The 20,481-nt window shown below is 69.2% G+C and carries 21 protein-coding genes; 6 read left to right on the top strand and 15 right to left on the bottom strand.

Going from position 1 to position 20,481, the window contains the following annotated elements; all coding sequences use genetic code 11:
• The first annotated feature begins 84 nt into the window (after positions 1 to 84).
• On the top strand, positions 85 to 984 hold the full coding sequence (locus tag T333_RS03205) for a cutinase family protein (protein WP_354998242.1): 900 nt from the start codon (positions 85 to 87) through the stop codon (positions 982 to 984).
• Positions 985 to 1,049: 65 nt separating this feature from the next.
• Here T333_RS03205 and T333_RS03210 read toward each other — a convergent pair whose 3' ends face one another.
• The 3 genes from T333_RS03210 to T333_RS03220 form a co-directional block, all read right to left on the bottom strand.
• Positions 1,050 to 1,376, bottom strand: a complete 327-nt coding sequence (locus tag T333_RS03210; RefSeq protein WP_354998241.1) for a hypothetical protein — start codon at positions 1,374 to 1,376, stop codon at positions 1,050 to 1,052.
• A gap of 488 nt (positions 1,377 to 1,864) precedes the next feature.
• Positions 1,865 to 2,188: a hypothetical protein gene (locus T333_RS03215; protein ID WP_496423625.1), complete on the bottom strand. Its 324-nt coding sequence runs from the start codon at positions 2,186 to 2,188 to the stop codon at positions 1,865 to 1,867.
• A 125-nt stretch (positions 2,189 to 2,313) separates the two neighbouring features.
• The gene (locus T333_RS03220) at positions 2,314 to 2,925 is read right to left on the bottom strand and encodes a histidine phosphatase family protein (RefSeq protein WP_354998239.1); all 612 of its coding nucleotides are present in this window, start codon (positions 2,923 to 2,925) and stop codon (positions 2,314 to 2,316) included.
• Positions 2,926 to 3,096: 171 nt separating this feature from the next.
• On the opposite strand from T333_RS03220, the gene T333_RS03225 reads away from it, so the two are divergent.
• On the top strand, positions 3,097 to 3,675 hold the full coding sequence (locus T333_RS03225) for a Uma2 family endonuclease (protein WP_496423626.1): 579 nt from the start codon (positions 3,097 to 3,099) through the stop codon (positions 3,673 to 3,675).
• Between the two features lie 111 nt (positions 3,676 to 3,786).
• Here the strand turns inward: T333_RS03225 and T333_RS03230 are convergent, their stop codons facing one another.
• Together T333_RS03230 and lysX are read right to left on the bottom strand one after the other, a co-directional pair.
• Positions 3,787 to 4,077: a hypothetical protein gene (locus tag T333_RS03230; RefSeq protein WP_354998237.1), complete on the bottom strand. Its 291-nt coding sequence runs from the start codon at positions 4,075 to 4,077 to the stop codon at positions 3,787 to 3,789.
• Between the two features lie 156 nt (positions 4,078 to 4,233).
• On the bottom strand, positions 4,234 to 7,557 hold the full coding sequence (lysX, locus tag T333_RS03235; protein ID WP_354998236.1) for a bifunctional lysylphosphatidylglycerol synthetase/lysine--tRNA ligase LysX: 3,324 nt from the start codon (positions 7,555 to 7,557) through the stop codon (positions 4,234 to 4,236).
• A gap of 263 nt (positions 7,558 to 7,820) precedes the next feature.
• Here lysX and T333_RS03240 point away from each other — a divergent pair, with 263 nt between their 5' ends.
• Entirely contained in the window at positions 7,821 to 8,042 is a 222-nt protein-coding gene (locus T333_RS03240) for an RNA-binding S4 domain-containing protein (protein ID WP_354998235.1), read from the top strand.
• 5 nt (positions 8,043 to 8,047) lie between these two features.
• On the opposite strand, the gene rraA is transcribed toward T333_RS03240, so the two are convergent.
• The 8 genes from rraA to T333_RS03280 all read right to left on the bottom strand — a co-directional run bounded on the left by rraA (position 8,048) and on the right by T333_RS03280 (position 13,279).
• Positions 8,048 to 8,533: a ribonuclease E activity regulator RraA gene (gene rraA / locus T333_RS03245; protein ID WP_354998234.1), complete on the bottom strand. Its 486-nt coding sequence runs from the start codon at positions 8,531 to 8,533 to the stop codon at positions 8,048 to 8,050.
• A 90-nt stretch (positions 8,534 to 8,623) separates the two neighbouring features.
• Entirely contained in the window at positions 8,624 to 9,001 is a 378-nt protein-coding gene (locus tag T333_RS03250) for a DUF5313 family protein (RefSeq protein ID WP_354998233.1), read from the bottom strand.
• Between the two features lie 140 nt (positions 9,002 to 9,141).
• Positions 9,142 to 9,597: an SRPBCC family protein gene (locus tag T333_RS03255; RefSeq protein ID WP_354998232.1), complete on the bottom strand. Its 456-nt coding sequence runs from the start codon at positions 9,595 to 9,597 to the stop codon at positions 9,142 to 9,144.
• Positions 9,598 to 9,634: 37 nt separating this feature from the next.
• Entirely contained in the window at positions 9,635 to 10,564 is a 930-nt protein-coding gene (locus tag T333_RS03260; RefSeq protein WP_496423627.1) for a CopD family protein, read from the bottom strand.
• Positions 10,565 to 10,571: 7 nt separating this feature from the next.
• Positions 10,572 to 11,141, bottom strand: coding sequence for a copper resistance CopC family protein (locus tag T333_RS03265; protein WP_496423628.1), 570 nt, complete (start codon positions 11,139 to 11,141; stop codon positions 10,572 to 10,574).
• Complete coding sequence (locus tag T333_RS03270) at positions 11,138 to 11,788, bottom strand: YcnI family copper-binding membrane protein (RefSeq protein WP_496423629.1); 651 nt, start codon at positions 11,786 to 11,788, stop codon at positions 11,138 to 11,140. The genes T333_RS03265 and T333_RS03270 overlap by 4 nt, the downstream gene beginning before the upstream one ends.
• A gap of 37 nt (positions 11,789 to 11,825) precedes the next feature.
• Positions 11,826 to 12,632 (bottom strand): hypothetical protein, encoded by an 807-nt coding sequence (locus T333_RS03275; protein ID WP_496423630.1) that lies wholly within the window; start codon positions 12,630 to 12,632, stop codon positions 11,826 to 11,828.
• Positions 12,633 to 12,646: 14 nt separating this feature from the next.
• Entirely contained in the window at positions 12,647 to 13,279 is a 633-nt protein-coding gene (locus tag T333_RS03280) for a DUF6474 family protein (protein WP_354998227.1), read from the bottom strand.
• Between the two features lie 387 nt (positions 13,280 to 13,666).
• Here T333_RS03280 and T333_RS03285 point away from each other — a divergent pair, with 387 nt between their 5' ends.
• The 3 genes from T333_RS03285 to T333_RS03295 all read left to right on the top strand — a co-directional run bounded on the left by T333_RS03285 (position 13,667) and on the right by T333_RS03295 (position 18,667).
• Entirely contained in the window at positions 13,667 to 15,373 is a 1,707-nt protein-coding gene (locus T333_RS03285; RefSeq protein ID WP_496424128.1) for a TM0106 family RecB-like putative nuclease, read from the top strand.
• Positions 15,374 to 15,419: 46 nt separating this feature from the next.
• Positions 15,420 to 17,378, top strand: coding sequence for a molecular chaperone HtpG (gene htpG, locus T333_RS03290; protein WP_496423631.1), 1,959 nt, complete (start codon positions 15,420 to 15,422; stop codon positions 17,376 to 17,378).
• 560 nt (positions 17,379 to 17,938) lie between these two features.
• Positions 17,939 to 18,667 carry a TMEM165/GDT1 family protein gene (locus T333_RS03295; RefSeq protein ID WP_496423632.1) on the top strand — a complete coding sequence of 243 codons (729 nt, stop codon included), beginning with the start codon at positions 17,939 to 17,941 and terminating at the stop codon, positions 18,665 to 18,667.
• Here the strand turns inward: T333_RS03295 and T333_RS03300 are convergent, their stop codons facing one another.
• Both T333_RS03300 and T333_RS03305 read right to left on the bottom strand, forming a co-directional pair.
• The gene (locus T333_RS03300; RefSeq protein WP_357256139.1) at positions 18,668 to 19,339 is read right to left on the bottom strand and encodes a TetR/AcrR family transcriptional regulator; all 672 of its coding nucleotides are present in this window, start codon (positions 19,337 to 19,339) and stop codon (positions 18,668 to 18,670) included.
• A gap of 67 nt (positions 19,340 to 19,406) precedes the next feature.
• On the bottom strand, positions 19,407 to 20,285 hold the full coding sequence (locus T333_RS03305) for an SDR family NAD(P)-dependent oxidoreductase (RefSeq protein WP_496423633.1): 879 nt from the start codon (positions 20,283 to 20,285) through the stop codon (positions 19,407 to 19,409).
• Positions 20,286 to 20,481 lie beyond the last annotated feature (196 nt).

Raw genomic sequence — 20,481 nt, forward strand, 5'->3', positions numbered from 1 at the left:
CGACATTCGTGGAGTCCAGCATGTGAGCGGCAACTCGTTGGGGACGCCCCACACAACCGGGGCCAGGGTGTGAACTGGAGCAGTATGCAGTTGAAGAAGCTTGTCGCGGCCCTCGGCGCGTCCGCGACGATCGCGTCCGGCTTGGTGATGGGCAGCAGTGGGACCGCCGCGGCGGACAACTGCCCGACCCTCCATGTGGTGGCCATCCCCGGCACGTGGGAGACGGGTCACGACAAGACGCCGCAGCCCGGCATGTTGGCCGGCGTCACCCGTAACCTGCCGCGCTCGGTCGAGGTCGACTACGTGACCTACGCCGCGACCGCCTTCCCTTGGGAGGGCGAGGTTTACGGCAACTCGAAGAAAGAAGCCGTCAGCGCCGCGCGCGGATTGATCGGCGACATGGCGAGGCGTTGCGGTGCGACGGAGTTCGCGCTCGTCGGGTACAGCCAGGGCGCCGACGCCGCCGGTGATCTCGCGGCCGAGATCGGCACCGGCCTCGGCGTGGTCCCGCCCAATCGTGTCGCGGGCGTCGGCCTGATCTCGGATCCGCGCCGCTCGCCGACCGACATCCAGGTCGGCCCCGTCGCGCAGGGCGCGGGCGCCGGTGGCCCCCGGGTCGGCGGCTTCGGCTGGCTGAGCGATCGCACCCGCACCATCTGCGCCGTCGACGACCTGTACTGCGCGACCGCGACCGACGACTTCGTCACCCGTTTCGCGGGCTTCCTCGCCCAGAGCTCGGACGCCAATCCCGCCAACATCTGGCGGTACCAGCTCGAGGCGGGCGCGATCATCAACGATCTGATGGCGTTCGGCGGCGTGCCCCTCTTGCAGTCGCAGCTCACCGAGTCGGCGAACCAGCAGCGGGCCAAGGATCTGGAGCGCTTCTACCGTTCCCAGGCGCACACCGTGTACGGCAGCTACTCGGTCGGCGGCGGGCAGACCGCGATCTCCTGGATGCACAACTGGATCGCGGGCATGGCCTGATCGGTCCGTAAGCCACGACGAAGGCCACCATTCCGCGCGGGATGGTGGCCTTCGTCGTCGCCGGATCAGCCACGGTGGCCGGACGTGGTCGGCGGCATCACTTGCTGGTCGGCAGGGGGCTCCGCACCGGGCGACGTGGAGTCCGACCGGTGCGAATCCATGCCGCTGTGCCCTGGCTGACCTGGGAAGCCGTGGTGCCCAGGATGATGCGGACGGCCGACATCCGTGTGTTCCAGTGCTGGACCCTCCGCCGCTTGCTGAACCCGAACGGCGTCGGCCGCGGGCGCTTGCGCACCGGCCGTAGCCGCCATCCCGGCCAGCGGAATCGTCAGCAGCGCGCCCGCGATGGCGAACCGGAGGGCCCCTCGGCGCATGTTCGATGTGGAAAGCATTTCGGAACTCCTTCTCTCAGAGCGCGAGTCGCGATGACTCACGAACTCTTATCGAAGGCCTCGGTGCTATGACCCGGATAGGACGAGTCTGGTATTCGACTGTGAGCCGAGGGGCCTTTCTTTGAATCTCCGGTCGTTGTTAACGGTGGCGCGCTGACCTGCGATAACGCGGGCGATATTGCGAGGCAACGAGTTTCGCTCGATTCGCCGCCAGCGTTAACGGAGGTCGGCTTTCCCGCGATTCCGCGGACGGGCGAGAGGTCCCGCTCGAACCGTGGCCGTTGTCGCTGGCGGCGACGGTTCGGTGCGATCCCGCCAGCGGATGTTGCGGGGCAACGAGTTCCGCTCGATTCGTCACCGGCGTTAACGGTGGTGGACTTGCCCGCGATTCCGCGGCCTATTGCGCGGGATTCGTCCCGGTGCCAACGGGCGAGCGAAGGCCACGTTCCCCGCGCGGGACGTGGCCTTCGTCGTTCGGCGGACTGCCGCTAGCTGCTTCCGAACGAGCCGGTCGGCGGGAGCGTCTGGTGGAAGACGCGCGGGCCGGGGCCGGGGAAGTCGTGCTCGGGACCGCGGAACTCGACCCGCGGTCCGCCGGGGCCGGGCCTGCCGGGGAACCCCTCGCCCGGATGCGGACGGCTGACATCGGCGCCCTCGAGTGGGACGCCCTCCGACACCTGCTGCACCTGGGTGGCGTCGGCGGGGGCTTCCGCGCTCGCGGTGGCGGCCACGGCGGCGAGCGGAATCGTCACCAGGGCGCCCGCCACGGCGATCCGGACCGCTCCTCGGCGCATGTTCGTCTTGGAAAGCACTCGGTATTCCCTTCTCTCGGAGCGTGAGTCGCGGTGACTCACGACTCCTATCGAAGGCGGCGGCGCTGTGACCGCGGTGCGACGAGGCTGGTAGTCGGCTGTGAACGGCGGAGCGTTCCTGTGAATCAGCGACCGATGTTGCGCGGCAACAGGTCCCACACGTGCCCGTTCTCGTTCACCGTGGCGGCGGTGCGGCGGCCGGTGCGGGAGAACAGGATTCGGGTGATCGAGCAGTAGTCGATCGGAAAGGTCAACGGCCGCGGCAGGCCGAGCACCTCCTGGAGCAACACGTTGATCACGCCGCCGTGCGCGAAGGCCAGCACGGTGTCGGCCGGGTCGGTGTTCGCGGCGATCTCCGTCGCCACCTCGCGCACCCGGTGCACGAAAGCGGGACCGTCGATCTGCTCGGGCAGGTATCCGGCCTTGATCCGGTCGTAGGTGTCGCGGAACTCCAGCTTGGCGTCCTCGATCGGAATGTAGGCGGGCAGGTCGCGATCGTATTCGGCCAGGTCGTCCACGATCTCCACCGGCAGCCCCAGCTTGGCCGCCGTCGGCGCCGCGGTCTCCCGCGCCCGCCGCTGCGGACTGCTCAGCACCCGCGCGATCCGATGGTGGCTCAACGCCCCGGGCACCCGCTCCGCCTGCTCCCGCCCCACCTCCGACAACTCCGGATCGGCGGGCCCGGACGCGTTCGACACCCGAACCGGCTGAGCATGACGAACGAGAATCAACTGCACCCACCCACTCTGCCGTATGCCCACCTGGCGGTTCGGATCAGGTGGCGTTGTCGGGGCGCGAAAGCTCGAGCCGCCGCGGCGACCGGGGCATTCGCCCTGCAACTCTGGGGTCCAGCTCAGTGCATGCTTTTCGAATACCTCGAATCGAGACCCGGTGACATACTCGTAGCCATGACCGTCGAGTCGTTCCCGCAATGGCTGCGTCCGCCGCCCGGCGGGTTCGTCGCCGAGGATTTGGATCGCCTGCCCGACCTGCCACCGCACACCGAGTTGATCGACGGGAGTCTCGTCTTCGCGAGTCCGCAGGCGGAGTTTCACATGCTGGTCATCTCGTTGCTCGAATCGGTGCTGCGTCGCCTGGTGCCCGCAGATATGCGAGTTCGGCGTGAGATGACGGTGACGCTCGGCCGAGACCAGCGCCCGGAGCCGGATGTTCTGGTGGTGCGAGCGAACATCGGTGGCGACACCAAGCGGACAACCTTTCGCCCCGAGGAAGTCGTGCTGGCCGTCGAGGTTGTGTCGGTCGAATCGCGATTTCGGGATCGAGAGCGTAAGCCGCAGCTGTACGCAAAAGCCGGAATCATGCATTTCTGGCGAGTCGAGGATATCGACGGCCGACCGGTGGTCTACGCGTACGAACTCGACCCGGCGACAAGGACGTACGCGCTAACAGGCATCCACCACGACAAATTGCGACTGAGCGTCCCGTTCGATATCGACATCGACCTGACCGAGATCGCCCGGATGTAGGCTGGCGAGCCGAGCCGACTCGGCAGCCGAACTAGGGCGGACCGAGCCGATTCCGCGCCGCACACGAAAGCCCGGGCCTACGCGGCCCGGGCTTTTCGATGGTGGAGCCGGTCAGTGCTGACCGTACGGGGGCTGACCCTGCGGCGGCTGGCCGTAGGGCGGCTGGCCCGGGCCGCCGTAGGGCGGCTGACCTGCCGGAGGCTGCTGGTCGTTCTTCTTGCGCTTGTTGAGCAGGAGGTAGATGCCGACCGCGATGGCGATGACAACGAGCAGGCAGCAGATGCCGCCGAAGATCAGGCCGTTGTTGCTCTTCTTCTTTTTCTTGGCCGTGTATTCCATCGCCGTTGTCCAGGTGTCCGGGCTCGCCCACACGGACGGATCCAGCAGGCTGGCATTGGTCAACAGGTCAACGTACATATGTCCCATCCCGATCGTCGTAGGTATCGGCCCCCTCCTCCCGAGGCCGAATCTCCAAGGTTATCGGCAGGACTCGATTACCGTTAACCCTTCGCCGATGCAATCCCTCATCGTGAGATCCTCGCGGCGGACGCGAAAGTCTCAGCGCGGCTTGACCAACGGGAACGGCAGCGTCTCGCGGATGCTGCGGCCGGTGATCAGCATGACGATCCGGTCGACGCCCATGCCGAGACCACCGGTGGGCGGCATGGCGTGTTCGAGCGCCTGCAGGAAGTCCTCGTCCAGCTCCATCGCCTCCGGATCGCCGTTGGCGGCGAGCATGGACTGCTCGGTCAGCCTGCGCCGCTGTTCGATCGGATCGGTGAGTTCGCTGTAGGCCGTGCCGAGTTCGACCCCCCAGGCCACCAGATCCCAGCGCTCGGTGACGCCGGGAATGCTGCGGTGCGCGCGGGTCAGCGGCGACACCGAGGTGGGGAAGTCGATGTAGAACGTCGGCTCCTGGGTTTGCGATTCCACCAGGTGCTCATACATTTCCAGCACGACCTGCCCCGCGTCCCAGGCGTGCTGGTACGGGATGGCGGCCGCGTCGCACAGCTCGCGCAGGTCTTCCACCGAAGTCTCCGGCGTGATGGTGGACCCGATGGCCTCCGACACCGCGCCGTGCACCGTCTTCACCGACCACTCACCGGAGATGTCGACGGCCTCGAACGAGCCGTCGGCCGCGGGCCGCATCGCGACCATGGCGCCGTTGGCGGCCAGCGCGGCGTTCTGGATCAGGTGACGGCAGGTGTGCATCATGCGCTCGTAGTCGCTGTGCGCCTCGTACGCCTCGAGGATGGTGAACTCGGGATTGTGGCTGAAGTCGACGCCCTCGTTGCGGAAGGTGCGGCCGAGCTCGAACACCTTCTCCATGCCGCCGACGCACAGCCGTTTCAGGTAGAGCTCGGGGGCGATACGCAGGTAGAGGTCCAGATCGTAGGCGTTGATGTGGGTGACGAACGGCGTCGCGTTGGCGCCGCCGTGCACCTGTTGCAGGATCGGCGTCTCGACTTCGAGATAGCCCCAGGAGTTCAGCGAGTCGCGCAGCGAGCGCACCACCGCGCTGCGCTTGGCGAGCACGTCGCGGGACTCCTGACTGATGGCCATGTCGACGTAGCGCTGGCGCACTTTGGCTTCGGGATCGGCCAGGCCCTTCCACTTGTCCGGCAGCGGATGCAGGCATTTGCCGTTCATCCGCCAGTCGGCCGCGAGCAGCGAGAGCTCGCCGCGTCGGCTGCGCCCGATCTGCCCGCTCACCTCGATCAGGTCGCCGAGGTCGAAGTACTCGCCGAACTCCGCGCTGCGTTCGGCGCCGACCCGGTCGCGGTCGATCATCAGCTGGATGTCGTCGGTCCAGTCGCGCAGCACCGCGAAGATCACCCCGCCGTAGTCGCGGATGCGCAGCAGCCTGCCGCACACCCGGACCGTGGTGCCGCGCGGCGAGCGCCGGGCCGCCGCCACGGTGTGCGTCGGGGGATAGGCGACCGGGTACGGGTCGATGCCCGCCTCGATCAGCCGGTCCAGCTTGTCCATCCGCACCCGCACCTGCTCGGGGCGGCGCGGGAATTGTTCGGCGAGTTCGATTTCCGGCGCTTCCGGCGCGCTGCCGTCGGCGTGCAGCCCGGTGACGGTGTCCGGCACCGCGCTGTGCAGACCGGTGTGCACGGCGGTCTCGGGGTCTTTGCCGATGCGCGGCAGGAACCCTTCCGCCAGGCCGCTCGCCATCGCGACTCTAGGCAACTGCCTGCGTTCCTCGAAAAGGAAGAACCGCGGCACCCAGTGCGGCTGATACTTCACGTTGGACCGGTACAGCGCCTCCAGCTGCCACCAGCGCGAGAAGAACAGCAGCACCCCGCGCCAGAGCCGCAGCACCGGGCCCGCGCCGATCCGCCCGCCCTCCTCGAACACCGAGCGGAACACCGCGAAGTTCAGCGACACCTTGGTGATGCCGTGCTGCTCCGAGGTCAGCGCCAGCTGCGAGATCATCAGCTCCATCACGCCGTTGGGGCTCTGCGGGTCGCGGCGCATCAGCTCCAGCGACGCGCCGGTGCGGCCCCACGGCACCAGCGACAGCATGCCGAGCACCCGGTCCTGCGGGTTCACCGCCTCGACGAGCAGGCAGTCACCGTCCAGCCGGTCGCCGAGCCGACCGAGCGCCATGGAGAAGCCGCGCTCGGTCTCGGTGTCGCGCCAGGCGTCGGCTCGGGCGATGATCTGCGCGAACTCCTCTGCGGAGATGTCCGAATGACGGCGGATGCGCACCGAGATGCCGTGTTTGCGCAGCCGATTCGCGGCCTGGCGGACCTGCTTGAGCTCCGGGCCCGCCAGCGAGAAGCTCCTGGTGTCGAGAATGGCTTCGTCGCCGAGGCGCAGCGCGGAGAGCCCGGCCCTGCGGTATGCGGTCGCTCCGTGTTCGCTGGCGCCCATGACCGCTGGCGCCCAGCCGAATCGGTCGGCCAGCCGCAGCCAAGCATCGATCGCCTGCGGCCAGGCGTCCGTGGTGCCGACCGGGTCACCGCTGGCCAGGCAGACGCCCAGCTCCACCCGGTAGGTGACGGCGGCCTTGCCGCTCGGCGCGAACACCACCGCCTTGTCGCGGCGGGTGGCGAAGTAGCCGAGCGAATCCTCGACGTCGGAGCGGTCCAGCAGGCCGCGGATCGCGGACTCGTCCAGGCCGGTCATCGCGTTCTCGGCGCGCTGCGAGCGCAGCAGGGTGATCACCGCGGCCAGCAGCGCGAGCGCGCCGAACAGGCCGAGCAGGAAGTTGACGAACGGACGCGGATGACCGTCGAAGTGCTCGTTGTCCACCAGAATCGCCGCGGTCACCCGGTACACCGCCCAGCCGGGCCGCTGCCAGCCCGCGGGCAACGTGCCGGGGAACAGCTCGACGAGCGCCCAACCGAGCAGACAGCCCGCGGCCAGCCCACCGAGCAGGACGCCGAGCGCCTTCCAGCCCGCGCCACGGCGCACCCTGGTGTAGAACTCCCGCCACGACGCGATCAGCACACCGATCACGCCGAGCTGCACGATCATCGCGACCAGCGCGTCGATATTGCCCTCGGCGGCGAAATCCAACGCGTTGGTCATCGCGAAGAGCGTGAGATAGCCGACGAGCAACCACCAGGCGATTCGCTTGCGGCTGGCGATCGCTCCGGCCAGCAGACCGACGATCAGCGCCCACATGAGGTTGGTGTCGGGCGCGTCGAAGTAGTAGTCGTCGATGTAGCGGCGCGGCACGTGGGTCAGGAAGCGCAGGGCGGGCGAGAGGCTCCACAGGAAGCACAGCACCGCGAAGACACCGAGCACGGTGCCCGCGATATGCGGGACCTGAGCGAACCGGCCGTGCCCGCGGTGCGGAACCGGTGGTGTCGGTCTGTTCGCCGGTAGTTCGATCTCGGTGCGCGCACCGGCCTGCGTGGAAGTCACCAACCCAGTCTGTACGTTGCTGTGTTTTATTGCCGCGCCTTCGGCGCGGCGTGTTCGCGGCCCCTTTTGTCTCGCTTCCGAGCGGTCGAGACTCGCGACTTCGTCGCATGCGCTTCGACCACTCGGAAGCGAGACGGGCCGCGAACGGGCTCGTAAGACTCGCCCTCGACGTGGTTGGGATTGCGCTGTGCCGGGCTCGTTCGACGGCTTGCCGGTGTGCGGCGGTTTGGCGATCCGGGGGTCCTGGCGCGAGGATGTACGCCATGTCGGATCCAGTCGATGTGCCGATTGATGACGACGTCATTCGGCTCGGCCAGTTCCTCAAACTGGCGAACCTGATCGATTCCGGTTCGGAGGCCAAGACGGTGATCGCCGCGGGCCTGGTCCGGGTGAACGACGAGGTCGAGCTGCGCCGCGGACGTCAGTTGCACGTCGGCGACGTGGTCGCCCTCGCCGGTCACAAGGTCCGGGTCGCCCCGGACTGATCAGCTCAGGATTCGGCGCGCACCACGATGCCGTCGTGGTCGCTGTAGAGCATGTCACCGGGCACGAAGGTGACGCCGCCGAACTCGACGGTCACGTCGCGCTCACCGCTGCCGGTCTGGGTGCTCTTGCGGGGGTTGGTGCCCAGCGCTTTGATGCCGATGTCGAGGGTGCGCAGGATCGCCGAGTCGCGCACCGCGCCGTTGACGATCACGCCCGCCCAGCCGTTGTCCACGCCGCGGCCCGCGATGATGTCGCCGACCAGGGCGGTGTGCACGCTGGCGCCGCCGTCGACCACGAGCACCGCGCCGTTGCCCGGCTCGCTCAGCGTCTGCTTGACAAGCAGGTTGTCCTGGAAGCAGCGGATGGTGGTGATGCGCCCGGAGAACACCTCGCGGCCGCCGAATTGGATGAACTGCGTGTCGCAGCTACGGATCTCGGGGCCGATCTCGTCGGCCAGATCGGCGGTGGCAATGTTCACTGATTCGGTCACGAATGTCAGCTTAGGGGTGGCGGGCCGAGCGGTGGCCGCGACCGGTTGCTCGATGTGAGCTCGGTCGCTACTCGCGCCGGGAACGCGCTGTTATGTCTGGCCCTCGTGATGGCGATAGCGCAATTCGTACCGCTCCCGATCGCGGTCGGTGATCCTGTTGTGGTCGAGCAGGTCCGGGCTCAGTCCATGCTGGATCAAGCGGAAGCGGCGCCACACGTAGCTCAGCGCCACCGTGAAAACGACCAGCGGGACGATCATCATCACGATCATGCCGATCTTGAGCGGCATCGGTCCTGGGAACAGCAGCACCAGCGCGAAGAACGGGATGATCGGCACGAGGAATCGGACGAGGTACCGCTCCATGGCCCCGTGTCCGACGAGGTCGTGGACGACCCACTCGTGAAACTCCTCCGGGAGTTCGCGGCCCAGATCGTAGGTGATCCGCTGCCCGAATGTGGGTTTGTTCATGCATACAGGCTATGCCCGTGATATATGCCACCGCCAGCGTCGCGACTGCGGTCAGCCGCCTCCGACCACGGGTTTTCCGGCCGCCGAGCGGGCGCGGCGCCCTGCATGGTTTCCGCGCCTGCGCCCGAACCGCGGCCGGATCAGGCGCGGCTCGCGTGGTACGCCGCGATCTCCTTCACGAGATTGTCCGTGGTGTGCTTGACCGCGATCTTCACGAACGGCTCGATGGTCTTACCGAGCGCCTTGCCCGCGAGCCCGCCCGGCACGCGGAAATCGATGATGGCGTCGACGGTGCACAGCGCGTCGTCCTTGGCGTGGAACAGGAAGGTCGACACGATCTCGAAGCCCTTGATCGACTTGATGCCGATCGCGTAGTTCTCCTCCCACCGGATCACCTCGACACGCGAATGCAGCGAGGCGGGACCGAGCTTCATGTGGCCGTCGAAGACGGCGCCGACGCCCTCGGTCTGCTCGCCGATCGGAGTGAAGGACTGGATGCCGTGCAGAAAGTTCGGCAGGTTCCGGTAGTCGTTGACGTACTGAAACGCTGATTCGGCCGACGCGGCACAGTCTTCCACGATCTTCACTTCGGTCATGCGGGCAACTGTAACGGGTTTCCGAAGGGGGAGCCGATCACGCCGTGACGGCGAGGGTCGCCGCCAAACCGAAGGCCACGGCCATGACGGTCACCTCCAGCACCGCGCGGCGCAGCGAACCCGCCGCGTCCATCCGGTGGTCGGCGGCCAAGCGGACCCAGCCGCGCCGCCACCACCACCCGAGCACGAGCAGACCGGCGAGCACCGCCGTCTTCGCCAGCAGGATGCGGCCGTACCCGGTGCTCAGCAGCGGTTCGAGGCCGCCGAGGCGGACGATTCCGTTCACCACGCCGGTCGCCGCGACCACCCCGATCAGCGGCAGCGCCAGCGCCGAGTACCTCGGCAGCGTCGCCGCCCACTCGCCGCGCGTGCGGACCACCAGCGCGAGCGCCACCAGCACGCCGAACCAGGCCGCGGCCGCCAGCGCGTGCACGGCGGCCAGCACCGAGCCGAACGGTTGCTGCGACATGTGCCCGGTGATCGGCCGCAGCGCGAGCGCCACCGCGGCGAAGACCAGCACCAGATCGGTGGAAGCGGCATCGGAACCGCGAAAGGCCAGTGCCGAATAACCGGCCACCGCGGCGGTCGCGACCAGGATGGCGATGCCGACCTGACCGCCGCTGATCTCGGTGAGGAAGGTGCCGAACCGATCGGCGGACAGCCGCCGCACCGGAACCCCGACCACCTCGGCCGCCTCGAAGACCAGCACCGCGAACTCGGTCACGAACCAGGCCCCGGCCAGCGCGGCGAGCATGCGCCACGGCGGCGCCAGCCGTTCGTGCAGCCGGGGCAGCGCGGCGAGTCCGAGCACCGCAGCGCCCAGACCGTCCGCGAGTACCCGCACCGCGCCCTCGGCGGGCGCGGTTCCCGCGGTGAGCAGCCAGGCCAACCCGACTCCGAGCAGTCCGGCCGGGACGATCAGCAGCAGTGCCCCCGCGTCCCGGCCGCCGGTCGCCCCGCCGCTCACCTTCTTCTCACCGCCGCTGCCCGCCGCGGAAGCCGATCAAGGCCACGGCGAGACCGCCGCCGAACAGCACGACCGCGCCGAGCACGAAGATCCACACCGGGATGCCGTCGGAGCCGTCGTCCTCGGTGGCCCTGCCCTTGGCGTCGGCGCGCGGGCCCGGCGTGCCCTTACCCGGCTGGCTGAGCGTGAACGTCCGCTTGCCGGTGACCGGATGACCGTCCGCGGAGGTCACCCGGTAGGCGATGATGTATTCGCCGACCGGGCCGAGATCGCCCACTTCGACGCTCACCGACTTGCCGTCGACGACCGGCTCGCCCTCCGACCAGAGGTTTCCGTCCGGGCCGGTGAGGGTCAGCGACGGAAAGTTCGGCTGCAACTCCTCGTTGAAGGTGACGCTGATCCGGCCGGGGCTGGTGTCCACCGTCGAACCGTCCTCCGGCACGCTGCCGACCGCCGCCGAGTGCGCGGCGGCGACGCCCGCGGTGGCCAGCCCGACGCCGAACAACAGCAGCACGGCGGCGAGCGCGGCGCCGAGACGGCGAATCGCCTTGGCGGACGGGCGAATCGCGGTACTCATGAGCGCCTCCTGATCAGGCTGCCGAGGCCGAGCGAGACACCGAGCAGGCCGAGGGCCAAGCCGATGCCCGCCAGCCAGCGGGCGGTGTCGTCGGTGTCGTCGTCCTGCTCCGCGGCGCCGCTGTCCACGCGGTGGCCGTCGGCGTTGTCGTCTCCGCCCGCCGCGAGGGTCAGCGTGGGAGCGGGGTGCTCCGGCTCCGCGCCGTCGGGGCCGACGGGCTGGTTCCAGTCGACGACCTTGCCGTCGCTGTAGGTCTGCTTGGCCGGGAAGCTCACCGTCTCCGCGCTGGGCAGCGGGCCGAGCGAGACGACGAAGCGCTGGAACTGGCCGGGGCCGACGCCGGGCGCGCCGGGGTCCGCGGTCCAGGTCACCGCGACGGCCTCGGATTTGTCGTTGCGCTCCACCCGTGCCGTCCAGCCCGGCATGGGCTCGGTGCGGGCGCTGCGCACGTTGGGCAGCGTCACGGTGAGCGCGGTGGTGGACGCGGTGTCCGATTCGGTCGGCACCCGGAAGGTGACGACGGAGTACTTGCCCTGCTGGGCGCCGGGCGCGTCCACGGTCACGTGCGCGGCGGCGACACCGCCGGAGAGCAGCACGAAACCCGCGGTCGCCACGGCGCCGCAGGCGCGCGAAAATGAACTTCGCATGGGAGGGGCTTTCTGTCCGAAGGGAATTGGGAGCGGGTCAGGCGAGCGCGGGTGGGGCGCGCGGCCCGATGGGCCCCTGCGGAGGAAAGCGGTAGGTCGGAGTCGAGGGATCGGTCCAGCGGCTGACCCGCGCGACCGGGACATTTCGCGGTGCGTTCAGGGCGGCACGAACCGCGCGGGTGATGATCCCGTAGAGGCGCTCGGCGGCCATGATCAGGACCGCGCAGACGACGGTCGCGAGCACGTGCGCGCCCAGCATCCAGCCGGTCGGCAGGAAGCCCGCCACCGGGGCATCGCCGCGTGCGATGTGCGATGCGCGCTCCCCGTGCGTGTGCCCGAGTAGCCCGGCCAACACCGCGTGCCCGCCGAGCTGTCCGGCCGCGAGTGCGGCGAGCAACCGTCCGGCCCCACGTCCGCTGCCGTGCGCCGCGAGTTGTCCGGCCGCGAGTAACCGCTCGCGTCGACGTCCGTTGCCGTGCTCGGAGCGATGGCGGCTGTCGCGGTCGACCGAATCGCGGTGTCGTGCGGCGTCTTCGGGTCGCCAAAAGCCGCTGCCGCCAGGCGATTTGCCGCGCCGGACGACTCGTCGTGCGCCGGAGCCGAAGCGATGCCGGTCGCCCGGCCGCCTGCGATCGGGCGTGCGAGCGGCCGACGTCCGACACGGTGCGCCGTTCCGTGCGAATCCGGTCGCCGCACACCCCGCCGCGACCGAAATCGTCAGCAGCAGGGCGAATTCCGGGGAATCCGGGTAACCCCCGCCCGCGGCGCCGTGCGCGGCGACGCTGAGCAAGCCGACCAGCGCGCCGACCGAGCCGCCGCGCGGCAGGCCGGTGCTGGGGTGCATGGCGGGGACGGCGTTCAGTTCACACCGAGGCGGGCGAGCACATCGGCCTCGATGCCGGACAGCTCGTGCGAGATCGAGGTGTGCACCGCGCGCCTGCGCGAGGCGGGCATCTGCTCGGCGGTGCGGACCGCGGCGCCGAGGCTGTCGAGCCGGGCGCGGGTCGCGGTGACGAACTTCTGCGTCTCGCCGCCCTTGTCGTCGATCTTGCCGAGCGCCGCCTCGGCGTTGGCGAGGCGGGCCTGCAGCTTCGCGCCGTGCCCGGTGTAGTCGCCGAGCTGGTCGACGCCGATGCCGAGCTGCTGCGCGCGCCGGGTGTCGAGCTGGCCGCGGACGAAGGTCGCGCCGCGGTAGGCCAGCGGCGCGAGCACCGGAACGAGCACCCGTGCCACGCCGAGGTACTTGCGCACCTGGCCCGCGCTGAACACGTCACGTTCGGCCTTCGCGGCCAGCTTCAGCGCGGCCTTCTCCTCGGCCTGCAGCGTGGCGATCTGTGCTTTGGCGACCTTGGCCTGGGTGCGGGCCTCGGCGCGCTTGGCCTTGCGATCGTTCTTGGCGAACAGCTTGGCCTCCATCGCGGCCTTGTGCTTGAGGGCTTTGGCCTCGGCCCGGCGACTCGGACGCCGCTTGCGCTTCGTGAACAACCCCATCGGAAGGCCCTCCGTCAATGCTGTGTGCCAGGGCAGCGCTCTCGGCGCGAGGCCGTCTGCCGTCTACCACGCGGTTTGCGCCCACCTTATCGGGTCGACGGCGGCGGCAGCGAGGGCACACCGTGTCCTGTCGGGGGTCTGGACCATACTGCATACGTGTATTCGGGCAGCGGTGACCGCGAGGGTCGCAAGGAGGACGGCTCGGCCGCGGACCGGTCGGGCGAGCTCACAGCCGCGCCCGTGGAGCCCGCGCCGAGCGCGCCGATCGAAACCGCGCCGAGCGCGCCGATCGAAACCGCGCCGCGCGCGCCGATCGAAACGGCGCCGAGCGCGCCGATCGAGGACTCCGCGCTGAGCGCGCCGATCGAAACACCGCCGCGCGCATCGATAGAAGCTGAGCCGAGCGCGCCGATCGAAACGGCGCCGGTCGCGTTCATCGACGCGCGGGCCTTGATCGGATGCCGACACCGCCTGCGCTTGGACGCGGCCAACCCGGGGCTGCTCACCGACGTCGCGGAGGATCCCGGCGTGCGCCAGCGCCGCGAGGCCGCGACAGCGCACCGCAACCGGGTGCGCGACGCGCTCGTCGCCGCCGATCCGGACAGCTGGGTGATCATCGACCCGGCGACGCGCGCGTCGGATCGCGCCGCGGCCACCATGAGCGCGTGCGCCGCTGGGACGCAACATATCTGGGGCGCGCTGCTGCCGCAGGAACCGGACACCGGACGCCGCGGCGGTTCGGAGATCCTGCTCCGCGACCGCGATCGCGGCGGCTACATCCCGATCATCGTGGTCAACCACAAGGTCACCGACCCGCGCAAACCGGAACCGGCCGACTTCCACCCGACCACCTCGGACCTGTATCGCTGGGACCCGCGCCCCGATCCGTCGCGCAAGCTGCGCCAGCAGCCGCGCGATCAGCAGCGCCTCGCCCACCTCTACCGGATGCTGCAGCGCCACGGGCTGGCCAGTCCCGCGCTGGTCGGCGGCGTCATCGGCTACCACTTCGACCGCATCCTGGTGCACGACCTCGGCCCGGTGCTCGACGACTACGACCGCCGCTACGCCGACCGCATCGCGGTGGTGCGCGGCGAACTGCCCACGGTGCCGTCCAAAGTGCCCGAGTGCAGGCAATGCCCTTGGTGGACAAGGGGAGTCGAGGGACCGAGCTGCGAGGGCTGGCTGGCCGAGCACCGCGACGTCAGCCTGGTCGCGCCGGGCTCGCGGGCCGACGTGCTGCGCGGGCACGGCGTGGAGACCATCGACGACCTGGCCGCCTGGACCGGCGACGACCCGGAGGACTGGCAGCACGGCCCGTTCGACGAGGCCGTTGTCACCGCGCGCGCGTGGCTGGCGGGCGCGCCGCTGGTCCGCCGCTTCGACCGGGTGCACGTGCGCCGCGCCGACGTCGAGGTGGACGTCGACCTGGAGAGTTTCCAGGAGCACGGCGCGTACCTGTGGGGCACGTTGCTGGACGGGCGCTACCGGCCGTTCGTCACCTGGGACCCGCTGCCCACCGAGGACGAGGGCCGCTCCTTCGGCGAGTTCTGGACCTGGCTGATGACGGTGCGCGCCGAGGCCGCGACGGCCGGGAAGACCTTTGCCGCGTATTGCTATTCGCGCACCGCGGAGGACAAGTGGCTGTACGAGTCGGCGCGCAGGTTCGCGGGCCGACCCGGGGTCCCGACGGTGGACCAGGTGCGCGCGTTCGTGGACGGGCCGGAGTGGGTGGACATGTTCCAGGCCGTCACCGACCAGTTCATCTGCCCGAACGGCAAGGGGCTCAAGAAGATCGCGCCGGTGGCGGGCTTCGCCTGGCGTGATCCGGAGGCGGGCGGCGAGGCGTCGATGAGCTGGTACCGCCAGGCCGTCGGCTACGACGGTGCGCCCGATCTGACCCAGCGCACCCGCCTGTTCGAGTACAACGAGGACGACGTGCGCGCCACCCAGGTGCTGCGCGAATGGATGATGCCGCGGGTGCCGAATCCGCACTGCGCCGAGCTGGAGGTGCCCGCGCTCGCCGACTTCGGGCGCGCGCCGGAGTTGCCCGCCGGTGGCCGCGGCGCGGCGCCCTCGCTCGGCCGCGGCGCCTGATCGGGTGTTCGGCCGCGCCGTCGGTGCGCGGCGGTAACATCGCGTCGTGACTCAGCACGTCGAACAACTCGAGTTCCAGGCAGAAACCCATCAGCTGCTCGAGCTGATGATCCATTCCGTCTACTCCAACAAGGACACGTTCCTGCGGGAGCTGATCTCGAACGCGTCCGACGCGTTGGACAAGCTGCGGCTGGCGTCTTTTCAGGACAAGGACCTGCACGTCGACACATCCGACCTGCACATCGAGCTGGAGGTCGACAAGGACGACAGGGTCCTCACCGTCCGGGACAACGGCATCGGCATGTCCCGCGCCGAGGTCGTCGACTTGATCGGCACCCTGGCCAAGTCGGGCACCGCGGAGCTGCGCAGGCAGCTGAAGGACGCGAAGACCGACGCCGCGGCCGAGGAGCTGATCGGCCAGTTCGGCATCGGCTTCTATTCGACCTTCATGGTGGCCGACAAGGTCACCCTGACCACCCGTAAAGCAGGCGAGACCGAGGGCACCCGCTGGGAGGCGGGCGCGGGCAGCTCGACCTACACCATCGAGGCCGTCGACGACGCGCCGCAGGGCACCTCGGTCGCGCTGCACCTCAAGCCCGCCGACGAGGAGGACCACCTCTTCGACTACACCCTGGAGTGGAAGCTCAGGGAGATCGTCAAGAAGTACTCCGACTTCATCGCCTGGCCGATCCGCATGCAGGTGGAGCGGACCGTCACCGAGGGCGAGGGCGAGGACAAGCAAGAGAAGACGATCCTCGAGGAGCAGACCCTCAACTCGCAGAAGGCGCTGTGGACGCGCCCGAAGAGCGAGGTCTCCGAGGAGGAGTACAAGGAGTTCTACAAGCACGTCAGCCACGCGTGGGACGATCCGCTGGAGATCGTTCCGCTCAAGGCGGAGGGCACGTTCGAATACCAGGCGCTGCTGTTCATCCCGTCGCACGCGCCGTTCGACCTGTTCACCCGCGAGCACAAGCGCGGCGTGCAGCTCTACGTCAAGCGGGTGTTCATCATGGACAACTGCGAAGAGCTGATGCCGGAGTACCTGCGCTTCGTCAAGGGTGTGGTGGACGCGCAGGACCTCTCGCTCAACGTCTCCCGCGAGATCCTGCAGCAGGACCGGCAGATCCAGATGATTCGCAAGCGCCTGGTGAAGAAGGTGCTCTCGACGGTCAAGGAGCTGCAGGGAGCCGAGGACCAGGAGAAGTACCAGACCTTCTGGAAGGAGTTCGGCCGCGTCCTCAAGGAGGGCCTGCTCTCGGACTTCGACAACCGCGAGACCATTCTGCAGGTCTCCTCGTTCTCCTCGACGAACTCCGAGACCGAGCTGACCACGCTCGCGCAGTACGTCGAGCGGATGAAGGACGGCCAGGACGCGATCTACTACATGACGGGCGAGTCCCGTCAGCAGGTGGAGAGCTCCCCGCACATGGAGGCCTTCCGTGCCAAGGGCCTCGAGGTGCTGATCCTCACCGATCCCGTCGACGAGATGTGGGTCGGCTCGGTGCCGGAGTTCGACGGCAAGCGGTTCCAGTCCGTCGCCAAGGGCGAGGTGGACCTGGAGACCGAGGAGGAGAAGAAGGAGTCCGAGGCGCTGCGCGAGCAGCAGGACAAGGACTTCGCCGAGCTGCTCGGCTGGCTCGGCAAGACCCTGGAGGAGAGCGTCAAGGAGGTGCGCCTGACCAACCGGCTCACCACCTCGCCCGCCTGCCTGGTCGGTGACGTCTTCGACTTCACGCCGATGCTGGAGCGGATGTACCGGGCCTCGGGCCAGATCCTTCCCGAGACCAAGCGCATCCTCGAGCTCAACCCGACCCACCCGCTGGTCACCGGCTTGCGCGACGCGTACGACACGCGCAAGCAGGACGCCGACGAGGGCAAGGTCCCCGAGCTCACCGAGACGGCCGAACTGCTCTACGGCACCGCGGTGCTCGCCGAGGGCGGTGAACTGAAGGACCCGGCGCGCTTCGCGCACATCCTCACCGATCGGCTGACCCGCACGCTGTGATTCGCTGAACCCGAAGGCCCCCTCCCAGGAGGGGGCCTTCGTCGTCTGCGCCCCCGGGTGCCGTAGCGATGCTCCCACACGCCGCGTATACGCCTCACATAGGCGGTGGCTATGTGAGGCGTGCCGTACTTGTGTGCGGGAGACCTGTGGCTCCCGGCGGTGCGGTCGGGCGCGGTTCGGTTTCGAGTCCACGGACGGGTGTCCGGATGCCTTCGTACGAGGTCCCTAGTCCGCTGATGAGGGTTTGCTGCCTGGGCCGTGCGGGTTACCGAAACCTGTGGGTAGGAGTACCAAACTTATTGTGCGCATTGCGATTTGGCTTACAGCGGGTTGGCGTCCACGAGATTGCTGGGGTAGGGTCGGATGTAGCGAAGGGGAGTAGCCCCCAATCACGCAGTCGACATACTGACCCGCCGCCTCCCCGAGGCTCGGGTCCGGTTGTGTGAACCGGGTTTTCGTCCGGTGGGCGAGACCTTCGGCCTGAACAACCATTCGTTGTCGGCCGGAGGCGTACCCAGATCTCCGGCAGGCAGGCCGGAGACCCGGGAGTACGTCACACAATGATCGCCACCATCCTGCTGAGCATCGGCATCGTCTTCCTCGCCGAACTCGGGGACAAGTCCCAGCTCATGGCGCTGACGTTCGCGTTGCGCTATCGCTGGTGGGTGGTGCTCGGCGGCATCGCGACCGCGACCGCCGGTGTGCACCTGATCTCGGTCGCGGTCGGTTACTTCCTCGGCGCGGCCCTGCCCACCCGCGCCATCTCCTTGGTCGCCGCCCTCACCTTCCTCGCCGTCGGTCTGTGGACGTTGCGCGAACACCTCGGCGCCCCCGACGAAGACGACGAGCCGCGACCGCCCCGCTCCACCGCGGCCCCGTTCCTCGTCGTCCTCTCGGCTTTCCTGCTCGCCGAACTCGGCGACCGGACCATGTTCGCCACGGCCGCCCTCGCCACCGACAACAGCTGGTTCGGCGTGTGGCTCGGATCCACCGTCGGCATGGTCGCCGCCGACGCGCTCGCCATCGCGGTGGGCATCGCGGTGGGCAAGCACCTGCCGGAGCGGCTCATCGGCATCTGCTCGGGGCTGTTGTTCCTCTACTTCGGCAGCACCACGTTGCTGGGCGCGGCGGTTCCGTCGCTGGGTATGTGGGCGAGCGCGGGAATCGCGGCGGTTGTTCCGGTGACGGTGGGCGCTGTCGTCCTGATGCGTCGCGTTCGGGCGGCGTCGGTGGTCGCGGTCGAGGGCGTTGTCGCGGGGTCGGCCGAAGGCCAGTTCTCGGGACGGTGATCAGGCGCGGATCTCGTCGGCGACCATCGCCGACCCGTAGAGATCACCGCCCCGCCGGACCATGTCGAGCAGCGGCGCGGACAAACCGCGCAGACCGTCCAGGTCGTCGGCCGCGATGCGGGCGGTGACCATCGCGCTGACCGCCGCCGCGAAGGTCTGGCAGGCGAAGCGCTGCTGTTCGGTGTGGGCGTCGAGCACCTCGGCGATCAAGGCGACGAAGGAGTCCTGGAGCTGGGCGCGGCGGGCCAGGGCGTTGGAGCCGACCGCGTAGACCTCGACCAGGTAGAGCCGGGCGTAGGCGGGGTCCTCGATCAGGCCCTCGAAGTACGCGTCGAGCAGTCGTGCCATGCGGTCGAGATCCGGTCCGCGCGTGGCGTTCTCGTCCTCGGGGCCGGACGCCTCGGCGATGCGGGCGACCAACCGCTCGACGGCGCGCTCGTAGGCGGCCTCGAAACAGTCCTCCTTGGAACGGAATTGCTCGTAGAAGGTCTCACGGGAGACGCCCGCCACTTTCAGCACGGCCGCGACGGAGGTGCCGACATAACCGGTGACCGCCATGGTCTCGGCCATCGCGTCCAGGATCCGGTCCCGCTGGGACGCGATCACCTGCTCCCGAGGTAAACCGTGCCTGCCCCTGGGGAGTTGGCGGGCGGTGCCTGCGGTGTCGGTCATGCGGTGGCTCCGGGTGTTCGGTGGGGCAGGTGTTCGACGGGCGGGTGCTGTGGCAGCGCCGCGCCGATCAGGCGGGCCGCTCCATTCTGCGGGGTCGGGTGGGCTGGTCGGTGGTCAAGGGTGTGTCCTCGGTGCGGGCGATCTCCAGGGCCCCGGCGACTCCGCGGCGCAGGGCGGCGTCCACGAGGCGCTGGGCGAGCGGGCGGAAGGGCAGCACGACGGCCACCCACCAGGGCGAGACGACCTGGCGGCGGCGCCGGGCGATGGCCCGTTCGGTGGCGTCGATGGCGGGGCCGAGCGGTGCGACGCCCGAGACGGTGGCGCGGCCCAGAATCGCCCGCGCCGCGGCCGTGCCGAAACCACGGGTGGTCATGTCGGTGTCCAGCTCGGCGAAGTAGGCGACGCCGACCTTGGCGCCGGTGTGCCTGATCTCGTTGCGCAGGGTGTGGCCGAGCGCTTCGACGCCCGCCTTGGACGCGCTGTAGGCGCCCGCGAGCGGCAGATTCACCACCCCTGCCAGCGACGAGACGATGAGCGCGTACCCCCTCGGATGGCAGATGTGCGGACCGGCGGCGCGCAGCGTGTAGTAGACGCCGAGCACGTTCACCGCGAGCGTCTCCTCCATCACCGAGGGATCGCCGCCGATCAGCGCGAGCTGCTTGGCCACCCCGGCGTTGGCGACCACCACGTCGAGCCCGCCGAGTTCGCTCGCCAGCGTCGTCACCACCCGCTCCACCTGGGCGGGGTCGCCGATGTCGCAATAGCGCCACGGCGCGTCGCCGCATTCGCGCGCCACCTCGGCCAGCAGATCGGGTTCGAGTCCGAGCAGCGCGACCGAAGCCCCGTGCGCGTACAGCTGCCTGGCGAGCGCGGCTCCGATGCCCCGCGCCGCTCCCGTGATCAGCACCTTCCTACCGGCGATCGCTGGGCCGGAGAACAGCTTCATGCAGCGACGATACCACCGATGAACAGCGATGTTCGCAAATATTTCGCCGCGCGCGAACCACGATCATGGAGTCGTTCCCGACCCCTCCCGAGTTACACACCGGGCGCACCTTCTGCTCGCTCCGGCCGTGAGAGGGAGTCGTGCTGTATCTCTCACCGCGTACCTATTAGGGTGCAATTGACGAAGGGCCAACTGG

Source organism: Nocardia sp. CNS-044 (assembly GCF_059570515.1).

Bases quoted from the DNA above. Each gene is read 5' to 3' on its own strand.
- T333_RS03205 (WP_354998242.1), top strand. From the start codon at position 85: ATGCAGTTGAAGAAGCTTGTCGCGGCCCTCGGCGCGTCCGCGACGATC.
- T333_RS03210 (WP_354998241.1), bottom strand. From the start codon at position 1,376: ATGCTTTCCACATCGAACATGCGCCGAGGGGCCCTCCGGTTCGCCATC.
- T333_RS03225 (WP_496423626.1), top strand. From the start codon at position 3,097: ATGACCGTCGAGTCGTTCCCGCAATGGCTGCGTCCGCCGCCCGGCGGG.
- T333_RS03240 (WP_354998235.1), top strand. From the start codon at position 7,821: ATGTCGGATCCAGTCGATGTGCCGATTGATGACGACGTCATTCGGCTC.
- T333_RS03250 (WP_354998233.1), bottom strand. From the start codon at position 9,001: ATGAACAAACCCACATTCGGGCAGCGGATCACCTACGATCTGGGCCGC.
- T333_RS03255 (WP_354998232.1), bottom strand. From the start codon at position 9,597: ATGACCGAAGTGAAGATCGTGGAAGACTGTGCCGCGTCGGCCGAATCA.
- T333_RS03265 (WP_496423628.1), bottom strand. From the start codon at position 11,141: ATGAGTACCGCGATTCGCCCGTCCGCCAAGGCGATTCGCCGTCTCGGC.
- T333_RS03270 (WP_496423629.1), bottom strand. From the start codon at position 11,788: ATGCGAAGTTCATTTTCGCGCGCCTGCGGCGCCGTGGCGACCGCGGGT.
- T333_RS03275 (WP_496423630.1), bottom strand. From the start codon at position 12,632: ATGCACCCCAGCACCGGCCTGCCGCGCGGCGGCTCGGTCGGCGCGCTG.
- T333_RS03280 (WP_354998227.1), bottom strand. From the start codon at position 13,279: ATGGGGTTGTTCACGAAGCGCAAGCGGCGTCCGAGTCGCCGGGCCGAG.
- T333_RS03295 (WP_496423632.1), top strand. From the start codon at position 17,939: ATGATCGCCACCATCCTGCTGAGCATCGGCATCGTCTTCCTCGCCGAA.
- T333_RS03300 (WP_357256139.1), bottom strand. From the start codon at position 19,339: ATGACCGACACCGCAGGCACCGCCCGCCAACTCCCCAGGGGCAGGCAC.
- T333_RS03305 (WP_496423633.1), bottom strand. From the start codon at position 20,285: ATGAAGCTGTTCTCCGGCCCAGCGATCGCCGGTAGGAAGGTGCTGATC.